Annotated in this window: 21 protein-coding genes; 9 read left to right on the forward strand and 12 right to left on the reverse strand. The window is 50.3% G+C overall.

Annotated features, from left to right (window positions below; all coding sequences use genetic code 11):
* Positions 1-145 precede the first annotated feature (145 nt).
* Positions 146-697 (forward strand): hypothetical protein, encoded by a 552-nt coding sequence (locus JY391_RS04125; RefSeq protein ID WP_042289006.1) that lies wholly within the window; start codon positions 146-148, stop codon positions 695-697.
* 42 nt (positions 698-739) lie between these two features.
* On the opposite strand, the gene JY391_RS04130 is transcribed toward JY391_RS04125, so the two are convergent.
* Positions 740-1222, reverse strand: coding sequence for a YqeJ family protein (locus tag JY391_RS04130; RefSeq protein WP_072197074.1), 483 nt, complete (start codon positions 1220-1222; stop codon positions 740-742).
* Positions 1215-2057 carry a winged helix-turn-helix domain-containing protein gene (locus tag JY391_RS04135; RefSeq protein ID WP_205612311.1) on the reverse strand — a complete coding sequence of 281 codons (843 nt, stop codon included), beginning with the start codon at positions 2055-2057 and terminating at the stop codon, positions 1215-1217. The genes JY391_RS04130 and JY391_RS04135 overlap by 8 nt, the downstream gene beginning before the upstream one ends.
* Before the next feature lie 585 nt (positions 2058-2642).
* Here JY391_RS04135 and yjdI point away from each other — a divergent pair.
* Both yjdI and JY391_RS04145 read left to right on the forward strand, forming a co-directional pair.
* Positions 2643-2873, forward strand: a complete 231-nt coding sequence (gene yjdI / locus JY391_RS04140; RefSeq protein ID WP_042288998.1) for a 4Fe-4S mono-cluster protein YjdI — start codon at positions 2643-2645, stop codon at positions 2871-2873.
* A gap of 8 nt (positions 2874-2881) precedes the next feature.
* Positions 2882-3154, forward strand: a complete 273-nt coding sequence (locus tag JY391_RS04145) for a GNAT family N-acetyltransferase (RefSeq protein ID WP_042288994.1) — start codon at positions 2882-2884, stop codon at positions 3152-3154.
* Between the two features lie 65 nt (positions 3155-3219).
* Here the strand turns inward: JY391_RS04145 and JY391_RS04150 are convergent, their stop codons facing one another.
* The 6 genes from JY391_RS04150 to JY391_RS04175 form a co-directional block, all read right to left on the reverse strand.
* A complete protein-coding gene (locus JY391_RS04150) occupies positions 3220-3936 on the reverse strand; it encodes a fimbria/pilus periplasmic chaperone (RefSeq protein WP_211935267.1) in 717 nt (238 codons plus the stop codon).
* A complete protein-coding gene (gene stbD / locus JY391_RS04155) occupies positions 3902-5239 on the reverse strand; it encodes a fimbrial usher protein StbD (RefSeq protein WP_211935268.1) in 1338 nt (445 codons plus the stop codon). The genes JY391_RS04150 and stbD overlap by 35 nt, the downstream gene beginning before the upstream one ends.
* Positions 5236-7800: a fimbrial outer membrane usher protein gene (locus tag JY391_RS04160; protein ID WP_211935269.1), complete on the reverse strand. Its 2565-nt coding sequence runs from the start codon at positions 7798-7800 to the stop codon at positions 5236-5238. The genes stbD and JY391_RS04160 overlap by 4 nt, the downstream gene beginning before the upstream one ends.
* A complete protein-coding gene (locus tag JY391_RS04165) occupies positions 7781-8446 on the reverse strand; it encodes a fimbria/pilus periplasmic chaperone (protein WP_229264088.1) in 666 nt (221 codons plus the stop codon). Before JY391_RS04165 ends, JY391_RS04160 begins: the two co-directional genes overlap by 20 nt.
* A 143-nt stretch (positions 8447-8589) precedes the next feature.
* Complete coding sequence (locus JY391_RS04170; RefSeq protein WP_445222983.1) at positions 8590-9123, reverse strand: fimbrial protein; 534 nt, start codon at positions 9121-9123, stop codon at positions 8590-8592.
* Positions 9124-9964: 841 nt separating this feature from the next.
* Positions 9965-10816 (reverse strand): nickel/cobalt efflux protein RcnA, encoded by an 852-nt coding sequence (locus JY391_RS04175; protein WP_211935270.1) that lies wholly within the window; start codon positions 10814-10816, stop codon positions 9965-9967.
* A gap of 120 nt (positions 10817-10936) precedes the next feature.
* Between JY391_RS04175 and rcnR the strand changes: the two genes are divergently transcribed.
* Entirely contained in the window at positions 10937-11209 is a 273-nt protein-coding gene (gene rcnR / locus JY391_RS04180; RefSeq protein ID WP_042288990.1) for a Ni(II)/Co(II)-binding transcriptional repressor RcnR, read from the forward strand.
* Positions 11210-11235: 26 nt separating this feature from the next.
* On the opposite strand, the gene JY391_RS04185 is transcribed toward rcnR, so the two are convergent.
* Both JY391_RS04185 and JY391_RS04190 read right to left on the reverse strand, forming a co-directional pair.
* Entirely contained in the window at positions 11236-11508 is a 273-nt protein-coding gene (locus JY391_RS04185; protein WP_211935271.1) for a hypothetical protein, read from the reverse strand.
* 37 nt (positions 11509-11545) lie between these two features.
* Positions 11546-12247: a helix-turn-helix transcriptional regulator gene (locus JY391_RS04190; RefSeq protein ID WP_042288985.1), complete on the reverse strand. Its 702-nt coding sequence runs from the start codon at positions 12245-12247 to the stop codon at positions 11546-11548.
* A 595-nt stretch (positions 12248-12842) separates the two neighbouring features.
* On the opposite strand from JY391_RS04190, the gene JY391_RS04195 reads away from it, so the two are divergent.
* Both JY391_RS04195 and JY391_RS04200 read left to right on the forward strand, forming a co-directional pair.
* A complete protein-coding gene (locus tag JY391_RS04195; RefSeq protein WP_205612309.1) occupies positions 12843-13631 on the forward strand; it encodes a winged helix-turn-helix domain-containing protein in 789 nt (262 codons plus the stop codon).
* The gene (locus JY391_RS04200) at positions 13621-14088 is read left to right on the forward strand and encodes a YqeJ family protein (protein WP_060569451.1); all 468 of its coding nucleotides are present in this window, start codon (positions 13621-13623) and stop codon (positions 14086-14088) included. Before JY391_RS04195 ends, JY391_RS04200 begins: the two co-directional genes overlap by 11 nt.
* A gap of 23 nt (positions 14089-14111) precedes the next feature.
* Here the strand turns inward: JY391_RS04200 and JY391_RS04205 are convergent, their stop codons facing one another.
* Entirely contained in the window at positions 14112-15341 is a 1230-nt protein-coding gene (locus JY391_RS04205) for an amino acid permease (protein ID WP_042288978.1), read from the reverse strand.
* A gap of 141 nt (positions 15342-15482) precedes the next feature.
* A complete protein-coding gene (locus tag JY391_RS04210) occupies positions 15483-15938 on the reverse strand; it encodes a multidrug/biocide efflux PACE transporter (RefSeq protein WP_042288976.1) in 456 nt (151 codons plus the stop codon).
* A 100-nt stretch (positions 15939-16038) separates the two neighbouring features.
* On the opposite strand from JY391_RS04210, the gene JY391_RS04215 reads away from it, so the two are divergent.
* The 3 genes from JY391_RS04215 (at position 16039) to JY391_RS04225 (ending at position 19364) form a co-directional block, all read left to right on the forward strand.
* Positions 16039-16914 (forward strand): LysR family transcriptional regulator, encoded by an 876-nt coding sequence (locus JY391_RS04215; protein WP_042288975.1) that lies wholly within the window; start codon positions 16039-16041, stop codon positions 16912-16914.
* A 110-nt stretch (positions 16915-17024) separates the two neighbouring features.
* Complete coding sequence (locus tag JY391_RS04220) at positions 17025-18203, forward strand: acetyl-CoA C-acetyltransferase (protein WP_211935272.1); 1179 nt, start codon at positions 17025-17027, stop codon at positions 18201-18203.
* 477 nt (positions 18204-18680) lie between these two features.
* The gene (locus JY391_RS04225; RefSeq protein WP_042288972.1) at positions 18681-19364 is read left to right on the forward strand and encodes an oligogalacturonate-specific porin KdgM family protein; all 684 of its coding nucleotides are present in this window, start codon (positions 18681-18683) and stop codon (positions 19362-19364) included.
* Positions 19365-19542: the final 178 nt, after the last annotated feature.

Below are 19542 nucleotides of genomic sequence, written 5' to 3' on the forward strand. Positions count from 1 at the left end.
CGGTTAGTTATATCACGCCAGTTAAGACTATTTAATTACGTTATCTGTGGTTCTCCGCATACAATTTGACCATGTCTCGCTAAAGGTGAATTTAACAAGGCAAAAAACTAATTTAATAATGAATTATTAATACGGCAATAAAACTATGGCTATATATATCATAAGCAACGATAATTACTTGCAGGAAGGAATCGTCTTATTAGCAAAAGATGCAGACATGGACATCATGATAGAGACCATACATCATTTGCCTGTTGACCAATTGACGTTTGACGATACGGTTATTTTACATCTACATCTGAATAATAAATGTTGTGCAAAGGATATTCCTCGGCTGAACAAGACATGCAAGCTTATGATTATTCAAAACGCGCAAAAAAATGCCTTAATTTGTGACGCGGATATGATCATCAACGCCAGAGAGTCGCTTTCGGCCCTGATGATGGCGATAACGCGCCTGGTGAACATGAAGAAAAGTAAAGCCATTAAAAATCATCTACTTAACCGGGTAGAGAAGATTATCATTCGTGAGTCACTGGAAGGAAAAGATATCAATCTGATCGCCAAATCGCTCTCGCTACCGCCTAAGCGGGTATATACCTATCGCAATATCGCCTGTAAAAAACTTGGCGGTAATAAAATTCACGATCTGTTATTAATCAAAGAAAATCTATTGGAAGAAGGTTTTTTGTTTTAATGGCGTCAGCCCTGTGGACAACAGGGCTGTGCCTGAGTGAGGCTATCGCGCGCAATAAAAGAGCGGGCGCTGACCAATGGTGAACAAAAAGCCATGAACGCCCTGGTTGAGAATGGAGTAGCTCACGTTTTTGTCCGGATAGACGTAAAAATCAGGCAGAATATCGGCCAGGAGTTCATCCGGTAAGGTTTCAATAATTTCAAATTTATTGATTCGGGTTGAGTGGAGGTGATACGAATCCTGGTTTTCATTCCAGTCGTATGCAACATCCCGGCGGATCCGGCCTTTGAGCTTACCGTCTTCTAAATAGGTTCCGCTGACCGCCACAATGCCATTTTTGTTGTCCAGCGAGTACATATAGTTCAGCGTAATGTTCGCGCGGACGTTGTTATAAAATACCACCACAGAGGCAGAACATTCTTGTTTATTGTGATATCTGTACATAAACACGTTATATAACGCGCCGACGAGCATTCCGGCAGCTAAAAACACCGCGCTGATCGTTATTATTGTTTTTTTATTCACTTTCGACTCCTCGGAAAGAGAGAGTGATGCAACCTGCTACCGGAGATTTTACGTACTCCTTCCGGCAGACAAAGACCGACAGACCGGGGGAGGTTTTGGATACCGGGAAGTAAACCCAGGGGAACTTTTTGCAGTCGAGCCCTGAACTCAGGATCAGGGACTTAAATCGTGCATAATTGCTTTTATTGTCGTGGCTGTCGTCTTTGGTATAGAAACGGCAGCCCTGAACCTGCTCGACGAAAGCATAATCTTTAAAAAACGGTTTTGTGTCGGTCACATGCCAGAAAAAATGCACGCCGACCGCGCCAATGAGAAACGCTGCGGCGATGAGCAAAATGCTGGCGACGCGCGGCAATCTGGCGGTTTCTTTGGCCTGTACCGCGGGTGCGGATGCGGGTTCTGGCTCGTACGGCGCAACAGCTTCCGTTTTATCGTCAACGTCCAGTTCGTCTTCGCCTGCCAGCGTATCCACGGGCGCTTCTGCCATTTGATTCGCCGCGATGCGGGTGATTTTTACGCTTTTATCAATTTGAAAACCTTTACGTGGCACCGTGGCGACCAGAATACGATCTGTTTCCCCGACGGCGCGCAGGCCGCGACGAACGATAGAGATATTCTGGTAAAGGGTGTTCGCCGGAACCAGCATACCTTCATCTTCCCATACCTTCTTGAAGAACTCCTGCTGGGTAACCACGTCCGGAGACGCTTCGAGCAGCAAAAGCAGACAACGACTGGCGGGCGTTGTCAAAACCACGTTAAGTTCAGGATTTGACACTGAAATTAACTTTTTACTGTCGGGTCTGAATTCAATATTATCGTTGATTATCCAGTACATATATGTTCACGATGGGGGAAGTTAGACAGAAAGATACTTAAGTGTAGATAAAGTCTGAACATAGTATTACATATAAAATATGCGAATACAGTAGTTGGTATCATTTATGAAACTAATGTTTTTATCGCTGTTATTTACATATGTCTCTATTATATAAAGCAATTTATTAACATATGAGATATCCTTTCGTTTATACACATCCATTGCCCATCAGATTATCAACTGCATTTTCTTGACGGAATTGAAATTCTGTTTTAACCACGCGATTTAAGACAAGTTAAAAGGCAGCCAGCGAAGCCTGGGTTTAAAACAGGAATATTGATGAGTTTTTTTGATTGATTTTTTGCCTTTTATGGCGAGTTTTTTGAATGAGTTGTCCGGGTGAGGCGGTCAAAATTAATCCGTCAGGGGAAAATTTCTTAATTGCTCTGAAATATCAAATAAAACATCTTAAAAAATCTTATATTTAGATTTTTGTCTGGAAGGCGCTGTCTGTGGTGAGGACTTACTCATTCGAAAATTAGAGAGCAAGTAAGGCTATTTCGGCGCTATGCTTAGCAATAAGACGAATAACGAGGCAATGTCATGGATAAAGATCTTCAAGATGCGGGTTACCGTGTCTACACCGGCGAGAAAATTGATGTCTATTTTAATACGGCCCTCTGCCAACACTCGGGAAATTGCGTCCGCGGCAATAGCAGGCTTTTTAACCTGAAGCGTAAGCCGTGGATTATGCCTGACGAGGTGGATGTCCAGATCGTGACGCAGGTTATCGACACCTGTCCAAGCGGCGCGCTGCAATATCGTCATAAGTAGGGGGAAAGATGGAAATAATTGAGGGTCACAATAAATTTTACGTGAATGATGCGCAGGGTAACCAGGTCGCCGAAATTGTCTTTGTGCCGACTGGAGAGCATTTAAGCATTATCGAACACACCGATGTGGATGCCAGCCTGAAAGGGCAGGGCGTCGGGAAACAGTTGGTGGCAAAAGTCGTGGAGAAAATGCGCCGCGAGAACCGTAAGGTGATCCCACTTTGCCCGTTTGCGAAGCACGAGTTTGATAAGACGCGGGAGTATGACGACATACGCGCATGAGAGGGGCGCGGTTACGCAGTGATGGCAGGGCGCGTAACGGGCTAACCCGACCGGGGAGGTCTGCGTTACGGTATTATCGTCGCGGGCTGCGTGTAGCTCCAGTGGTTACCCGCGTCGTTAATGATGTCATATGTCACAGTAGTACACGGCGGATTGCGCCCTGCGAGCGGAAGCGTCAGCGACGATCGTGGCGCAATCATTACACCGCTCGCGCTTCCCGCCTCACAGCTCAGTCCGGCAAAGGTAAAATGCCAGGGCGTCGGATTACTGATGTGCAATTGCTTTAGCGACGTCGACCAGGCAAAACGCAGCGCTGTTCCGTCACTTTCCTGCAAGACGCTCACGCCGCGCGGGCGAATAAACACCTTCATGCGAATGCGCAGTGGCAGGACGATTTTTTGCGCCGTCAGCGCGTCGCGCTCCGTCAACGGCGGGATCTGATAAATATTCAGCCAATAGAGCGCTTCGCGGTCGCGTGGTAATTCTGACGCCCCGGTTAACCGGAGCGTGACGCTTCTTAGCTCCCCAGGCTGCATTTTAAACACAGGCGGCACCGCCACGACGGGGGTAATCACGCTGTCCGGCTGGCTGGACGGATCGCCTTTATCCGTCCAGACCTGCACCAGCGCAGGCTGTTGCAGCGAGTTCGCCAGCCCCAGCGAATAGCGTTCATCACCGGCGTTGAATACCACGCGGGTGACTTCAGTATTCACCGCCGCCAGCGCGGATTGGCTCATCAGCAGCGCGTTACTGAAAACTAACCACCACCTGAAGTTGCGCATAGACGGATCCTATCGTGAGGGGTTCTCCAGGGATAGCCTCCAGCGAGGCGGTAAAATTGCCAGTGTAGAATTGGGTTGACCCGCTTGATGTCTGCGTCGTTAGGTCGGCGTATCCGTACCATCCTCCGGCATTACCCGTCGCCATAGCGGTAAGGTTGGGAAGCAGATTCAGCGCGCTGCCGCTCATTTTCTCGCTATACAGTCGGATACCTACGCCGGAAGCGACGCCGCTGGCGCCGTAGTGGTTATCAAGGAGCCAGGTATACGCGCCTGAGGCGGTTTTCAGACCCAATTGATTCGCCGCGCTGGCCGCCGTGGGGCTGTTCACCAGAAAACCCATCGCGACCCAGGCATTGCTGGTGGTCGATGCCGAGGTACCTGAACGCGCGCCGGTTTCACATTCCAGGCTGACGGAAAAGGGTGTTTGGGCACTGTTTCCGGCGCTCAGTTCACCTACGCTGATTGGCGGAAGGCGCACAATGGCCGGGTAATCATTGATGCGACAGGCCGCGCCGCGGACAAAGTAGGTCTGATTGGTTAACGCCCAGCCGCCTGGCCACTGCATCGCGCCCCAGCCGTCGTAATGGGTTCTGCTGTCAGCCCCTTCATACAGGCCAGAGCTCATACCGCCGCCATGAAAGGCGATATATCCCGCCGGGCCTGCATAGGTATAGCCATAGCGATTCGAACCGTTCACTCCTTTGGCACTGTCATCGACGCGAATAAGTTCCACAAACACATCGCTGAACGCGCTACCCGGAATGTAGAGGTAAGTACCGTCATTAAACATCTCGCTTTCCGGGATGAGACGGCTTTGCCAGTAACGCGAGTAATACTGACCGGTTTTCAGGTTGGTCATACGCAGCGCGACGTTTTTCACATAGGTGTAGTAAGCGCCGTCAATGCCCGGCACCGCTTCCCGTCCTCCCCAGGCATCGTCACCGTTAGTGGCGTAGTACTCATACACTTTGCCGATTTCCGAGACGTCGCAGCGGAACATCACCTGATTAGCGTTGACACCCTGCGTGCGGCCACTGGGGACAAAGCTGGCGGTAGCGCTGGCGAGTAGTGTGCCTTCAGTTTGAAACCCTGCGCCGCTGCTCAAGGTAATGACACCGGGCAGCCCCAGCTTGCCGCGAACTTCACTGTCGCCCACGCCGCCCCAACTGGCGCCATAATAGCCTGCCTCTTTCGCCGCCTGTGAAACATCGCTGGCCGTTGTGACGCGTTTACAGGCCGCCAGCGCGGGCTGCATCAGCGCGAGAGAGAGACAGAGTCCAGTACAAAGGTTGCGTAGTGTCATGAGCGGGGCTCCAGGCGACAAGGAAGCGAAAGCGAGTAAAGCGGAGCGTCGGTGTGTGTGGGAAGCTGATACTCGATCTGGCAACGTTGGTTCTGACCCTTTCCCCACTGAACGAACAGCACGCCAGACTGCGCCGCGAGACGGGCGTAAACCTGTCCACCCTGCCCGAGGATCCCGACCGGGTTGCCTTCGCCATCAATCACGTCAGCGCCCATCGGCGGCTGTGTGCCGTCTGGTAAGGTGGTGTTGATGAGCGTGGCTTTACCGTACGTGGTGGCGAAGGTGACGCGGGTAAGGGAGCCAGCGTAGGGCACAATCCGCTTACTGCCTCCCTGAAGCTCAACGTCATCCGCCATATTCTGGCTGTCCAGACTGATAGTGTTATAGCGATACGGCGTCAGTGAAGGCAGCAGGGCGTAGCCAAAGCGATCTACCGTTGCGCCCTGACCGTTACGCACTTCCGCTCCGCGTGCGCCCGGCGCTTCGACCAGCGCAAAGGTCTCGCTGGTGTAGGGACCGGCAGTCATCCCACCACGATGCGCGACCAGTGTCCCGGACATTCCCAGGCCATATTGCTGATAGTTATCACCCTTCGAGGCATAGGCACGGAACGCGCCAGCGGCGGTGCGCTGCTCAATATTTCCACCCCAGGTTGCGCTGTTATCGCGGTTATCGTTGTGTTCGATACCGCTGTACAGTGACCATGAGGTCTTGCTCTTTTCTCCGCTGGTGCCGCTCATGCCCAAAGTGGCAGTGCGGGTGTCGCGGCTACGGTTCATGTCCAGGTTAAGCTGACTGCGGCTGGCGCCAAAGTCGAAAGGGACAGAAATGCCCAGCGAAAGCGTGTTCTCGGTGTATTTTTCCCGGTTTGAACGATCGAAATCACGATCGTTGACGCTGGAGGTATAGTGGTTAAACCAGGTGCTACGCTGTCTTGCAGCGCTGAGGTTGAAGGTAATGTTGCGCCAACTGTTACTGTAGCCCAACTGTAACTGGGTGAGACGTGAGGCGTTGTGGTAATAGTCAGAGGTACTGCCCGTTATGCTGATCATGCCCCAGTCACCCATCGGTTGGCTGAGCGTCGCCGAAAAATTGTTGCGTTGGTGGAGGGTGTCAGAATAGTAAGTGGTACCGTTTTTTTCCTGGCGGCGCACACCGAGCACATCCTGTAAATCGCGATAGCCGCTGGTGGAATAGCGGTAAGCAGCCAGCACCAGATTGGTGCCGGTGGTGAAGGTTTTGCTGTAGCTGGCCTCAATGCGCCATCCGTGCTCGTTGGCGTCGTTTTCGACGCGGGCACTGGAATAGATGGTATTCAGACCAAATGCGCCAACCGACGTCGCCATAACCCCACCCAGCAGGAATGCCTGATAGTCCTCCGCCAGCCGTGAACCGACGTTTGCTGTCAGGGCATTGCTCATCCCGCGCTGTAATACGGCTTCGAGGAATTTATTCTCGACGCTGTAATAGTGACGCACGTACCCCATCGCCAGCTCATAGTTCCAGTTGCCGGGGCGAATGGAGTCGGGGACGGCGGAATAGGGGACGGTAAAGCTCGATATTTGCCCGTTAGCTTCAATAACTTCTACCGCCAGATCGCCCTTGCCGCGGGTATTGTAGAGATCGTTTATCACAAACGCGCCAGGCGAAACGGTGGTTTCATAAACAACCTGGCCCTGCTGACGCACCACGACCCGGGCGCTGGTGGTGGCGACGCCACGCACTTCCGGCGCGTAGCCACGCTTGCCTTGTGGCCACATCCGCTGGTCTGTGCCGAGTTTAACGCCGTTAAACGACAGACTACCAAACAGGCTGGTGTTGGTGTAGTTGTCGCCAAAGGCCACTACGCTGTTGAGGTACGGAAGGGGGCGCTGCACGACAGTCGCCACGGCATTGTACTTATAGTGGCTACCGGTCAGGCTGTCGTCCGCGTAGCGCAGGTTACCCTGGTGGCGAAACTGCCAGAGGCCGAGGTTAAATCCGCCGTTGATATTGCTCCACAAATAGTCATAGCGCAGGTGGTTGTCGGTATTTTCAGTGTGATAGAAATTGGTGTTATGACGTATAAACAGCGCCGTTTCCCCGGCATCCCATTCCGATACCGGAATAAACCCCCGCGGCGAATGGCGCAGGCCCACCTGCGGCACTGTCAGGTTCAGGCGCAAGCGGGGGGTATCAAGCTCCCAGTGAATATTCTGCGCCAGTTTATCGATGGGCAGACAAGCTTCTGTCGTGACGGAATGCGTAACCCGTATCGCGCTTGCCGCAATCAGTTCCGCGGAGAGACAGGGCATAACCTGTGAATGCTCACCCGTGGTCGCGATCAGTCTGACCGGTTCCTGGTGGCGAATAAGCTGGTTATTGAGATACACGTCAAGCACATAGTCGCCCGCGGTCAGGGTGTCATTACGTTGGTTAAAGCGGGCAAGATCCAACGACCTCCCATAACCGGATCCCTGGAGCAGCGCGGGATCAAAGTAATACTCCGCGTGTGTCGCGGCAGGCAGAAGCGCCAGGCCGAAACAGGATGCAATTGGGGCGTTAAAGCGGGTAGTCTTCACTGATTCTCGCTCCCTGATCGTTGATCAAGGTGATACGTACTCGCGCCTTTTCCGTGTGCGGCGCGCGCGCGAAAACGTAGGTTTCGCTGGTAAATGGCGCGATCATGTCATTTGTGGGCCTCAGCACGTTTGCAGCATTGCTCAACTGCAGACCTGCGACGGTGATGTAATACGGCTGATTGTTTTTGATCGCGACAGCGAACTGATTCCCCCTCCTTGTCCGGGAAACCTGTAAATTTTCCAGCATTTTTTGCGGGTTTCCGCTCAGACCAACCGGACGGTAAAACAGTTTTACCCGGTTTCGTAACATGATAAGCAGACTGTTCTGGCTCTCCGCACCGGCTTTTTGCTGGCCGATGTTCGCAGGGGGAACCTGCATAAAGTTGAACCAGACCAGCGTCTCGCGGTCCTGAGGCAGTGATTCGGCCTGCGTGTAGACAATGCGAATAACCTGTCCTTCGCCCGGTTGAATACGAAATGCGGGGGGTGTGGCAATAAACGGCACCTGCACAGATTTTTCCGGGCCGTCGGCCATATTTCCGTTATCAAACCAGGTCTGAACGACATAAGGAATGGCGTCTTTATTTTTAAGATGGACGTCAGTCGACTTTACAGAGCCATTATAAATAATGCGCGTGCCGGTCATTGTTATACTGGCGTTGAGTGGGACAGTCCACGCGAAAAATAACAGTGTCAGACAAGCGGAAATAAGAAATCGAGCTGGCTGAGTAGCACGCATCATATTTTCTCTGAAGTAAACTGGCGGGCATATATTCCCGCCATCAAATATTATTGATAGGAAACGGCGTACTGCATTGAAGCCTGAACGGTACCGGTGGTTGCGGAGCCGCCAGTATAATATTGTGCTTTGTAAGTCGCCGTGGCAGAGGTTTCATTTGCCGCGAGGGATAAATCTCCGGTACCGGTAAAGGCATTACGGAAATCAATTTCGGTATCGCTGGTGTCCAGGATCTGAATTTCGACGTCAGTCGCCGTGCCGTTGCTGGCAAGATTTCCGGTGGTGGCGCTAATATTATTGCCGACGAATACCGTTGAGATATTGATACCCGAGGCAGAGCCGGTACAGCCGCTGACGCCGATATCAAACGTGGTTTCGCCCGCGACCTGGTTTGCATTAAGCACCGATGCGGTTACGGTAGGTAACAGGACTACCGGCGAGGCATCTGATCCGTTTACCGAGACTGAACATGTCTCGTCAGTCACTTCTCCCATAAAGGTGATGGTATTATCAGAGGCAAGCGCATTTGTTGTTAAAAACGCAGTGGCAACCAGCGCTGCAAGGCACGCACGATTCATTTTCATTTTTTATACTCCATTTTGCTCAGTGGTCATGTTCTACCTTGCAGATACAAGGTATTTGTCGGCCCAGCGACATTTATTGATGACACTGAGCTTATATATTCTGCGTTTAAATCACTGTTCGACACGGTCGGTCAGTATTTTTGGTAATATTCTTAGTCGTGTTATTTTTGATGCGCCAACCCTCACCCCTTTTTTGCCAGGATGCGCGATTTATATTTCTGCCTTTGATTTTTGTTAAGTTAATACTACCGAGAATATTCTTATTATGGAAAATCGTTTAAAACGAATGACGCATAACTTCTTGATAGCTGTTAACTATTGAATATTGGAAATGTATTGATTACATCGATATTAGGAATTTTCCTTTCATCGTTAATTTGTATTGAAGTTTTGATGGTACAGGTAAAGGAAGGTGGTGCGTAACTTATCGCGGTATCTATGGTTTAACGATTTCCTTAAGATGATAGAGTAAATGAAATTTAATTATTTCATGATGAACTATGAGTTTGCTATAAGAGTGCATTAGGAATTTTCGTGCTTTAATTCTCTTTTTTTGGAACTCTTTTAATTTGGTTTCCAGAAAGAGCTAAGTGATCCGTATCAAATTATTGTGAATTAACGCTCGATGCCATTTTTGATGTGAGTACGTGACAGTCAGCTTTACGCCGGTCAGTTGGTCGTTTATGTCTGTGCCAGGTAGCGGGGCATCGTGGATTGCCATGCACATGAAGCAATTGTTTTTTCTGTATAAAACAGTTGCGTAACATTTAACCTGGCGCGGCGTTTGTTTTCTGGAAATTTTAATGAGCACCAGGCATGCGCTGATGCTCGTGTACAACGGTCAGGCCGTCTGGATAACGCCAAAATAGCCGTGGATCCCCATATACAGCCCGACCAGCGCTATCAGCGCGCTGGAAAAATAAGGCGCTTTTCTCACCAGCGTACCCATTCCGCTCCAGCGCTTTGCTACCTGATGAACGCTAATCGCAGCCCCTACGCCCACTGTTACCAGGGTTAAGGCCAGCCCAAGGCTAAAACTGAGTACCAGCGTCGCGCCGAGCGTAAATGCCTTAAGCTGAATACAAATCAGCAGAACGGTAATAGCCGCCGGACAGGGAATAAGCCCGCCGGTCAGACCAAACAGGATGATCTGCCCATTGCCGACGCTTTTGCCGTGAAAGCGTCGCTCAATGTCTCGGGCATGGGCTCGTTCATGGGCATCCTGGTATTCCTTCGACCCTGCCGTTAACCCTTCCAGCCCGGCGTGATCGTGATGATGGTCGTGATCGTGAGCATGTTGATGGTCATGATGATGGCGATCGTCAGCGTGCTGCATGTCGGCTAACCAACTGCGTTCACCGGACCACGTCCGCCAGAACATCCAGCCCGCGGTTGATAAAATGATGGCCGATGAAATTAACTGAAGCCAGGGTTCAACGGCGGACGCGGTGAACGCTTTGCTGAGAGTCATGCCGCCGAGGGCAATAAGCCAGACAACCGCCGTGTGGGAAACCGTTGCCGCTAGTCCCAGCATGATGGCCTGTTTGACGGTTCCTTTAATGGCGACAATAAACGCCGCCATCATCGTTTTGGAGTGTCCCGGCTCCAGCCCGTGCAAAATGCCGAGGAGTATGGCGCTGGGAATAAAAAACCATGCGTTGCCTTGCTGAAGAAGCGTTGTGAATTCACCCATGATAATGATTCTTGGTTGACTATTTTCGACGAATTCTACTCCCCCCCAGTACCAAATACTACCCCCCAGTAAATGCGTAATGCTATAATCTTCCTTGTTTTATGTTAAGGAGGTGTTGCTATGTCGCACACTATTCGTGATAAACAAAAGCTAAAAGCCCGTACCAGTAAAATCCAGGGGCAGGTGGTTGCGCTGAAGAAAATGCTTGATGAGCCGCACGAATGCGCTGCCGTACTCCAGCAGATTGCCGCAATTCGCGGGGCGGTAAATGGTTTAATGCGGGAAGTGATTAAAGGTCATCTCACAGAGCATATTGTGCATCAGAGCGAAGAAGAAAAGCGTGAGGCGGATCTGGACGTGATCCTCAAAGTACTGGACTCTTATATAAAATAGCCGGGAATCCCGTCCCGGCCCGTCATTCAGCCAAACACCGTGTGCTGATTTCGCTGAAAAATATAACGTTCAATATGTTTATAGCCGCTGATCGTTTCCAGTGCCTGAAGCAGGCAGATAACGCCTTTCGCATCGGCGTGTTGCCGCAGCGCTTCTTCGCAGAGGCGCCGGACCGAGGGCGGAAATGTCAGTTGCTGCAGCGCAGCCGTCAGTTCCTGATAAGCCCGTTCGCCATCCCCCCCATAAAGAAAAATAAGTACCGTGCTCAGCGCGCGCGTTTCTTCTTCGTAATAACTCACTGGTGACTCCCGTCCCTTTTCTTCCCTGAGCCAGGGCTCAATTACGTCTGTGCAAAGGTCCCGTTGTGCAATCACTCTCTTTCATCAGTACAGAATAGACATTTTTGTCTTCTGAAACGGAATGAGAGTGGATAAACAATGCGTTGATCCGTCCACCCATGCGTTTTTCGATGCGCTGTTTGTAGGCATATACGCTGCGAATATCCATATCAAGCGCCTGGGAAATCTGATGCGGCGTACTGCCCGCGACCATATGGCCCAGGATGGTGAATTCCATCTGCGTCAGGGTATTACCCTTAGTGAACGACAGATGACGCCCGATAAACACCTGACGGATTTTTTCATTCGCCACGTCCAGTCCATCATCATGATAAATGATGGCGGATACCGCAGGATGATATTTCCGCCAATAATTTGCCAGCGACTGCATATTTCTGTCGCTAACAAGGATAATGCCCATACGGGTACTTGCCAGATATTCAATCCACTCTTTGTCCAAAAACAGGCGTAAAAAGCTGATCGAGAAATCGACAAAAATATACCCACTTAACCTGGCGTTGTGATTATTCGCTAAAATACCTTCAATAATGCCTTTATTAAAATAGACGCTTTCTTCAGGCCACATGCAAAAACAGGCATTGGCGCAATATTGTAAACGTGGCGATTTCTCTGGCATTATTTTACAATGCAAAGTACAACTACTACATGTAAGTCTTTTTATTTTTTCATCCAGCCCCATATTGAGAGCCCCCCTATCCGTGATAATTTGATAATTTCATCCGTTTTAAAACATGTCAATACTCTACAAAATGTGTATTCGATAGAGTAAAAATCCTAAAATTACGTTATTGCTATTATTCCTAAAAAAACAGTTTTTAGCTGTAGACATAAAAATGCGTTTAGTCTAATTCTGAGCGGTGTTATCCGGTTGCGTAAAAGACGTGCAAAAAGCCACCCAGGAATTTTGCTACATCCACCAGGAATTGTTATATTGCAAAAATGTTGGTTTTATAGCCGCAGATAGCATTTATCGTTAAAAGTTGAGCATCTGTTACAATGTCTGAAGTATTTGTTACATTGTGCTTGCGTTAAATTATAAAGCCTTGTTTATCAGTCTGTTTGTTTTTTAAACCTGAGGCTATGATATCGGGAGCTTCCGCATTACGCATCTAAAATGGTCTTAATTAAGAATTTGTGATCCAGTTAAAACTTAATGCTCTTGATTTATAACAATTTTACTGGAAATTGCATGATCGTGTTTGCACATCTATTATATATAGGGTGATCTCTTTTTAAGATTTTTGTAGCATGATATTCATCATGTAAATGCGAGTATGCACACGGTGCTTGAGAATTCCACACACACAATATGTTACACTATTAATAACCTGGTTGACTTTCACCCGGGTGACCGCTCCTTAACCAATAAAATCACAGAAAAAAGCGTCACGCTGCAAACACCCGCCTGTTTTATTCTTTTATATTTAATTGAAAATGAAGGGGCGGTTATCCCACAAAACCAACTCGTTGAAGTAGGCTGGGGAGAGAAGAACACAATCACGTCAATGAATACGCTATATCAGACGGTTTTAACGTTACGTAATGCTCTTGCGGAAGTGGGGCTTTCACGCGATCTGATTAAAACCATTGCCCGCCGCGGTATAATGATTTCAGCAAATGTTCATTGCACAGATGTTTCTCCTGCGGAAGGCGTGGGAAATGTTGACAGGGAATTACATGCAGAATCTCCCCCCGACAGAAAACGTTCCTTTTTTAAGCTTACATTCATTACCGGGACGCTTTTGGTGTCGACGCTACTGGCCAGCGTCGGGGTTTCGGTGGCGGTATTTACCCCGGCGGAATCCCTTTTTTCCGCTTATACACTTCTTGATGCAACCTCAATATCTTCGTGCACAGTGTTATTACATGGTAAGAGGGCATTAGATACACGGTATGTGCAGTTTATGGGGCGAAATAAAGATATTTGTCATCATCATAGTTTTGTTTTTATTTCAGGGATGAGCAAGGCGAAAAATATTGGCGCTATCGTTTGTCAAACGGATATTCGACTCGATCCCGCCGCGCAATGCACAACCTGGTACTCCATTCATAATGAAAACTAAAACGATCTCGCTGATGTTGGTTATTCTCCTGGTTCTCGCGACCGGGGCGGCTTATTGGTACTCAGAACTGCGCCAGCCACATATTAACTGTAACGGGCGAGTGGTCTGGGAGGTGAATGATGAAATGTTCAAAGGGGATTTGGACTTTCAAATGCAGGGCGGAGAGGGGGTGGTGATTGTGACCGGCGAACTGGTAATGCACAACGATGCGCATTATAAAGTCAGCCGGATAGCCTATTTCACCTATCAGAACGTGCGCGACAATTACATTCTTCATACGAATAAACTGGTACGCTTTCCCACTGATGAGCTATTGCAGACCGCCGGGATCAGAGCGATGCCGCCCATTTACCTGACCGACGATACGACGTTTTCGCTGGTGATAAAGTCGTGGAAGGAAGGATGGGCGTTCTCCACTATCGGCGCGCCCTCACTGCTGTGCAGTGATGAGGAATAACGGCCCTTGCGGGCCGTCTGAAACTAGCCGAAAAACATGACCGACACGCAGAGCAGCCCGACAATCAGGGTGATCAGATTGCCCAGTGAGCGATGGGGTTTTAAAGCCGGGATGAGATATGTCGACAGGGTCGGCATGATAAACAGAATCATGGCGATCAGCGGTCCGCTAATGGCATAAATCATTGAGATCGCATTCGGGTTGATGCAGCAAATCACGAAGGTGATGGCGGAAACCAGAAGAATCGACAGCGCGCGGTTGAAGGCGCGGCTTTTCTTCACACCAACTTGCTGTAAACCGGTTCTGACCACTTCGGTCGCCCCTTCAATCACCCCAAAATAGGTACCCAGGAAAGACTTCGACATGGCCACCACGGCGACCACGATACCGGAAATCGACAGCCAGGCGGGGGCATGGGGCATCATTGATAACGCCGAAAGGATCGTCACGCCTTCTGCTTTCGCCGCTTCTATATAGGAAGGGGGAATAGACAGCAGGCAACTAAAGACAAAGAACAGCACGCTCAGGCAGATGATCAGATACGCGACCTTCATGATTTTTTTGCATTTACCCATGGCCTGCTCGCCATATTTCTCACGTCTGTCGATGGCAAACGTCGAAATAATGGGCGTATGGCTAAAAGCGAAAACCATCACTGGAATGGAGATCCATACCTGATGCAGCGTGTGCTGATCAAACGCCATTTGTCCGGTGAGCAGCGAGGGCTGCCAACTGCCGGTCAAATACAACGAGAGAAATAAAAAGTACGCGATAAGCGGGAAAACCAGAAATCCCATTACCCGAATCGTCGCATGACGGCCCATCAGGAAAATCAGGTTCAGGATAAGCACCACGCCAAAACTGACCGCCATCCGCACGCCGGTGTTAATGGCGATATGTTTGGCTAATTGTTCGGTCAGTGAGTTGGTAATGGCGACGGCATAGATCAACACCACGACAAAGAAAGCGATAAAGTACAGCGCGGTGATCAGGCTGCCGATCTTCTTACCGTAATAGTGCGTCACCGCGCCGGTAATGCCTTCGCCCGCGGACGTTTTTGAAGAGAGAATGAACTGACACAACGCTTTGTGCGGCCAGTATGTCAACGGCCAGGCGACCAGCGCAGTGATAAACAGAACAATCGCCCCTGCCGAACCGAGCTGGATAGGCAGAAACAATGTTCCAGCGCCCACGGCCGTACCATATAAGGCGAAGCTCCAGAGCGTTTCTTCTTTTGACCAAATTTTCGACATTATTTGAACGTATCAACTATAAATTAAACAAAAAGAAGCGCAATTTACCATAAATGGGCGTAATGAGTGAGCAGAGAAGGGAAGGGGGTATGGCGGCAGAAACTGCCGGAAGCGCAAGGATCCCGGCAATTCAGTGAATAATCAGGCAGTAACGCGCTGCTGGCGACGCTTCACAATCCGCGCGCGCAGGGTGTCATACATCCAGTTGTACAACATGGTATAGGGCAGGAAGAACAGGAAGAAACCGATTTCGAGTGTAAACGCCTGTAGCAGGCTGACGCGCAGAACATACGCGACGATGCTCACGCCGATCACAATAAATCCGCACTCAAAACCCAGCGCGTGGAGCGCCCGCACTCTGGCTGTGCGTTTGAGCAGATGCGCGGGCCAGACGCGATCAAACAAAGCGTTATAAATGATATTCCAGATCATCGCCGTGGTCGCCAGCAGGATCGTCAATCCTCCCATTTCCAGCACCGAACGCTGCATTAACCATGCGGCTGTGGGCGCGAGGATCGCCGTGGCGATCCCCTCAAAACAGACGGCGTGAAAAACGCGCTCCAGTAGCGATCTGCGTTGAATATCGTTGTGTTGCATACTTCACCTTTTGAAAAACGCCCGGAACAGGGAATGGCGAGCATTTTATCGTTTAATGTGATATCTAAAAGATAGAATCCATCGATAAAGTAGATAGTTCATGCGTTATTCCCCTGAAGCACTGACCGCGTTTGTCGAGACGGTTGCCTGCGGATCGTTTTCCGCGGCGGCGCGCAGGCTGCGCAAAAGTCAGTCCACCGTCAGTACAGCGATTGCACATCTTGAGGCCGATCTTGGCATTACGTTGTTCGATCGCACCTCGCGCCAGCCGGTACTTACCGAAGAAGGTAAGAAAGTGCTCGGCTACGTTCAGGCTATCTTGTCCGCCAGCGATCGGCTGGATGAGGTGGCGCTGTCGCTGGCAGGCAAGACCGAAGCGCGCCTGACGTTTGTTCTCTCGGATACCCTGCATCCGGACGTTCTCGAAGCGTTGATGGCGCAGTTTGACCGCCAGTTTCCTCATACGGAATTTGAGTGTCTGATTGGTGAAGATGTCGACGTTATCGACCTGTTGCAAAAAGAACGGGCGCAGGTCGGTTTGACGGAAGCGAAGGATCATTATCCTACCGACATTGGTGCGACCCGCCTGCCGATGCAAACCTGGATGGGCCTTTACGTCGCCGCCTCACATCCCCTGGCCGGTGAGGAAAAAGTTGAGTGGGACAGGTTGCATACCTGGCGCGAGCTGCGGCTTAACACGTATCTGGATAATGGCGCCCAGCTTGCCCGTGGCCCGGTGTGGTCCGCGCCAAACTATCTGTTGTTACTCAGTATGGCTGTACAGGGGTTTGGCTGGTGCGCGCTACCTTGTGCGCTTGTTGAAGAGTTTGCGGCGGAAAAACCGCTGGTGCAGTTGGATGTGCCCGGCTGGCCCAGGGCAATCTCAATCGATCTGCTCTGGAATAAAAAATCTCCGCCTGGCGCGGCTGGAAGCTGGTTGAGATACCATCTCCAGCAGGGTGGTATGGGGGAGTGAAGGCGGCAGAAGGATTTCCTTTGTGATAAAACTCACCTTTCTTAAACAATCAAGATAACTATTTTTAACAATCCTCTACTATTGCGGTGTTCTTTTGCGCAGAGGTCGTAATGAAAGAGGTTGTGATCGTGGGGGCGTTACGCACGCCCATTGGTTGCTTTCAGGGAACGCTGGCGCGTCATTCTGCCGTGGAGCTTGGCAGTATGGTGGTTCGGGCGTTGATCGACAGCAGCGGCGTAAATGCGCATGCCGTTGACGAAGTGATCCTCGGCCAGGTGCTTACCGCAGGGGCTGGGCAAAACCCGGCGCGTCAGTCGGCAATTAAAGGCGGGCTGCCGAACACGGTTTCTGCTATCACGATTAACGACGTCTGCGGCTCCGGGCTGAAGGCGCTGCATCTGGCGACACAGGCGATCCAGTGCGGTGAAGCCGACATTGTGATTGCTGGTGGACAGGAGAATATGAGCCGGGCGCCGCATGTACTCACCGACAGCCGAACGGGCGCGCAACTTGGCAACAGCCAACTGGTGGACAGCCTGGTGCATGATGGTTTGTGGGATGCGTTCAATGATTATCATATGGGCGTCACCGCCGAAAATCTGGCGCGGGAATACGGTATCAGCCGTGAATTGCAGGATGCTTATGCGCTCAGCTCACAACGAAAGGCGCGCGCGGCGATCGACGCCGGGCGTTTTAAAGCCGAGATCGTGCCGGTGGTAACGCAGCGTAACGGGCAAACCGTGGTTGTCGATACCGACGAACAGCCGCGAACCGACGCCAGCGCAGAAGGGTTGGCAAGGCTCGATCCGGCTTTTGATTTACGTGGTTCCGTGACCGCCGGCAACGCTTCATCGATCAATGATGGGGCGGCGGCGGTGATGATGATGAGCGAAGCAAAAGCTCAGGCGTTAAACTTACCGGTACTGGCGCGTATACGTGCGTTCGCCAGCGTTGGCGTAGACCCTGCGCTGATGGGGATTGCGCCGGTCTATGCCACTCGCCGCTGTCTTGAGCGGGTCGGCTGGCAACTGGCCGATGTGGATTTAATCGAAGCGAACGAAGCGTTTGCGGCGCAGGCGCTTTCCGTCGGGAAAATGCTGGAATGGGATGAGCGGCGGGTTAACGTCAACGGAGGAGCGATTGCGCTGGGGCATCCTATCGGCGCGTCCGGCTGCCGGATTCTGGTGTCGCTGGTCCATGAGATGGTCAAGCGGAACGCCCGGAAAGGCCTGGCGACCCTGTGCATTGGCGGTGGGCAAGGCGTCGCGTTAGCTATTGAGCGCGATTAACGATTAATTTCATTTCTTTTCCCTTTTTTATATTAATCCCTTTAATGCCGTTATATAAAATGTGACGGCATTCACGCGCATTGTTTTGAAATAAGTAAAATCCTATCCGTAAACATCTGCTGTTTTCGAAACCCATCCTTTATTTTTCAAACAGACCCTGTTTTATAATAATCAATCGGTTGATAGTTATAAATCATAAAGTAACGCAGGTTATTAAGCGTGTAATTCTGTAATTTCTTGTTTTTAATGCTTATTTATTTAAATTAAATTCCCGGGATGAGTTTTAATTAAATTAAAACGTGACCGTAATCGTTATTTATGGCGTTGGAAGGCTTTTTTGTTTGATATTCATCACGCCACGGACGTCCATTTTTTTTGAAACAAATAATTACGATCGCGATCACTAAAATGATGGTGTCAAAAAAATAAAATGCAATTCCATAAAAAAGAAACATCATTTTAATTTGAGGATAGGATATGTTTAAAAAAACTCTGGGCCTTGCGTCATTAATTGGTGCGTCGTTTGCCGCGCAAGCGGTGACTGTCGACTTGCGTCATGAGTATATTGATAGCGGCACCAACGCCGACCGTGTGGCGGTGTCGCACCGTTTCGATAACGGCGTCGGTTTTTCTGTTGAAGCAAAATGGAAATCTGGCGGAGATAAAGCCGATCAGCCATTCTCTGACGTTGTGGGTAACGGCCACGAAGACTCACTGAGCTGGCGCTGGAAGGCGACTGACAATATTGCCATCACACCGGCGATGACGCTGGAAAGCACCGACAGCCGCACCATTTACAAGCCGAACATTCACGTGCAGTACAGCTTCGAAAATGGATTTTATGTCGCGGCGCGTTACCGTTATGAATACACACGTTATCCGTCAAGCGATAATAAAGACGATGACAAAGTTAACCGTGGCGATGCGTGGATTGGTTGGGTCATGGGCGACTGGCGTACCGAACTAAACTATGTTTACGCCAAAAGTACTGAAGGCGAAATTCGCAATAACAACAAAACCTACTCCAACGAATACAACGCCAAGCTGGCGTATAAATGGGATAAAAACTGGGCGCCTTATGTCGAAGTGGGGAACGTGGGGGTGAAAACCTCTGACGAACGTCAGACCCGCTTCCGTGTGGGCGTCGCTTATTCGTTCTGATTCAGCGGTACCCTCATTGTCTTATTCCCCCGGCGCAGTCAGCCGGGGTTTTTTCGTTATTGCCGGGGGCGCCAGGCATCACCGCGAAATAAACCCATCGAACATTCAGCAAAGTTAGCCATAAAAAAAGCCCTCCAGGAGGAGGGCAAGGCCAGTTACAGAAGCACACAGGTCGCGC

Origin of the sequence: Citrobacter sedlakii (assembly GCF_018128425.1) — a bacterium.
GTDB lineage: Bacteria > Pseudomonadota > Gammaproteobacteria > Enterobacterales > Enterobacteriaceae > Citrobacter_A > Citrobacter_A sedlakii.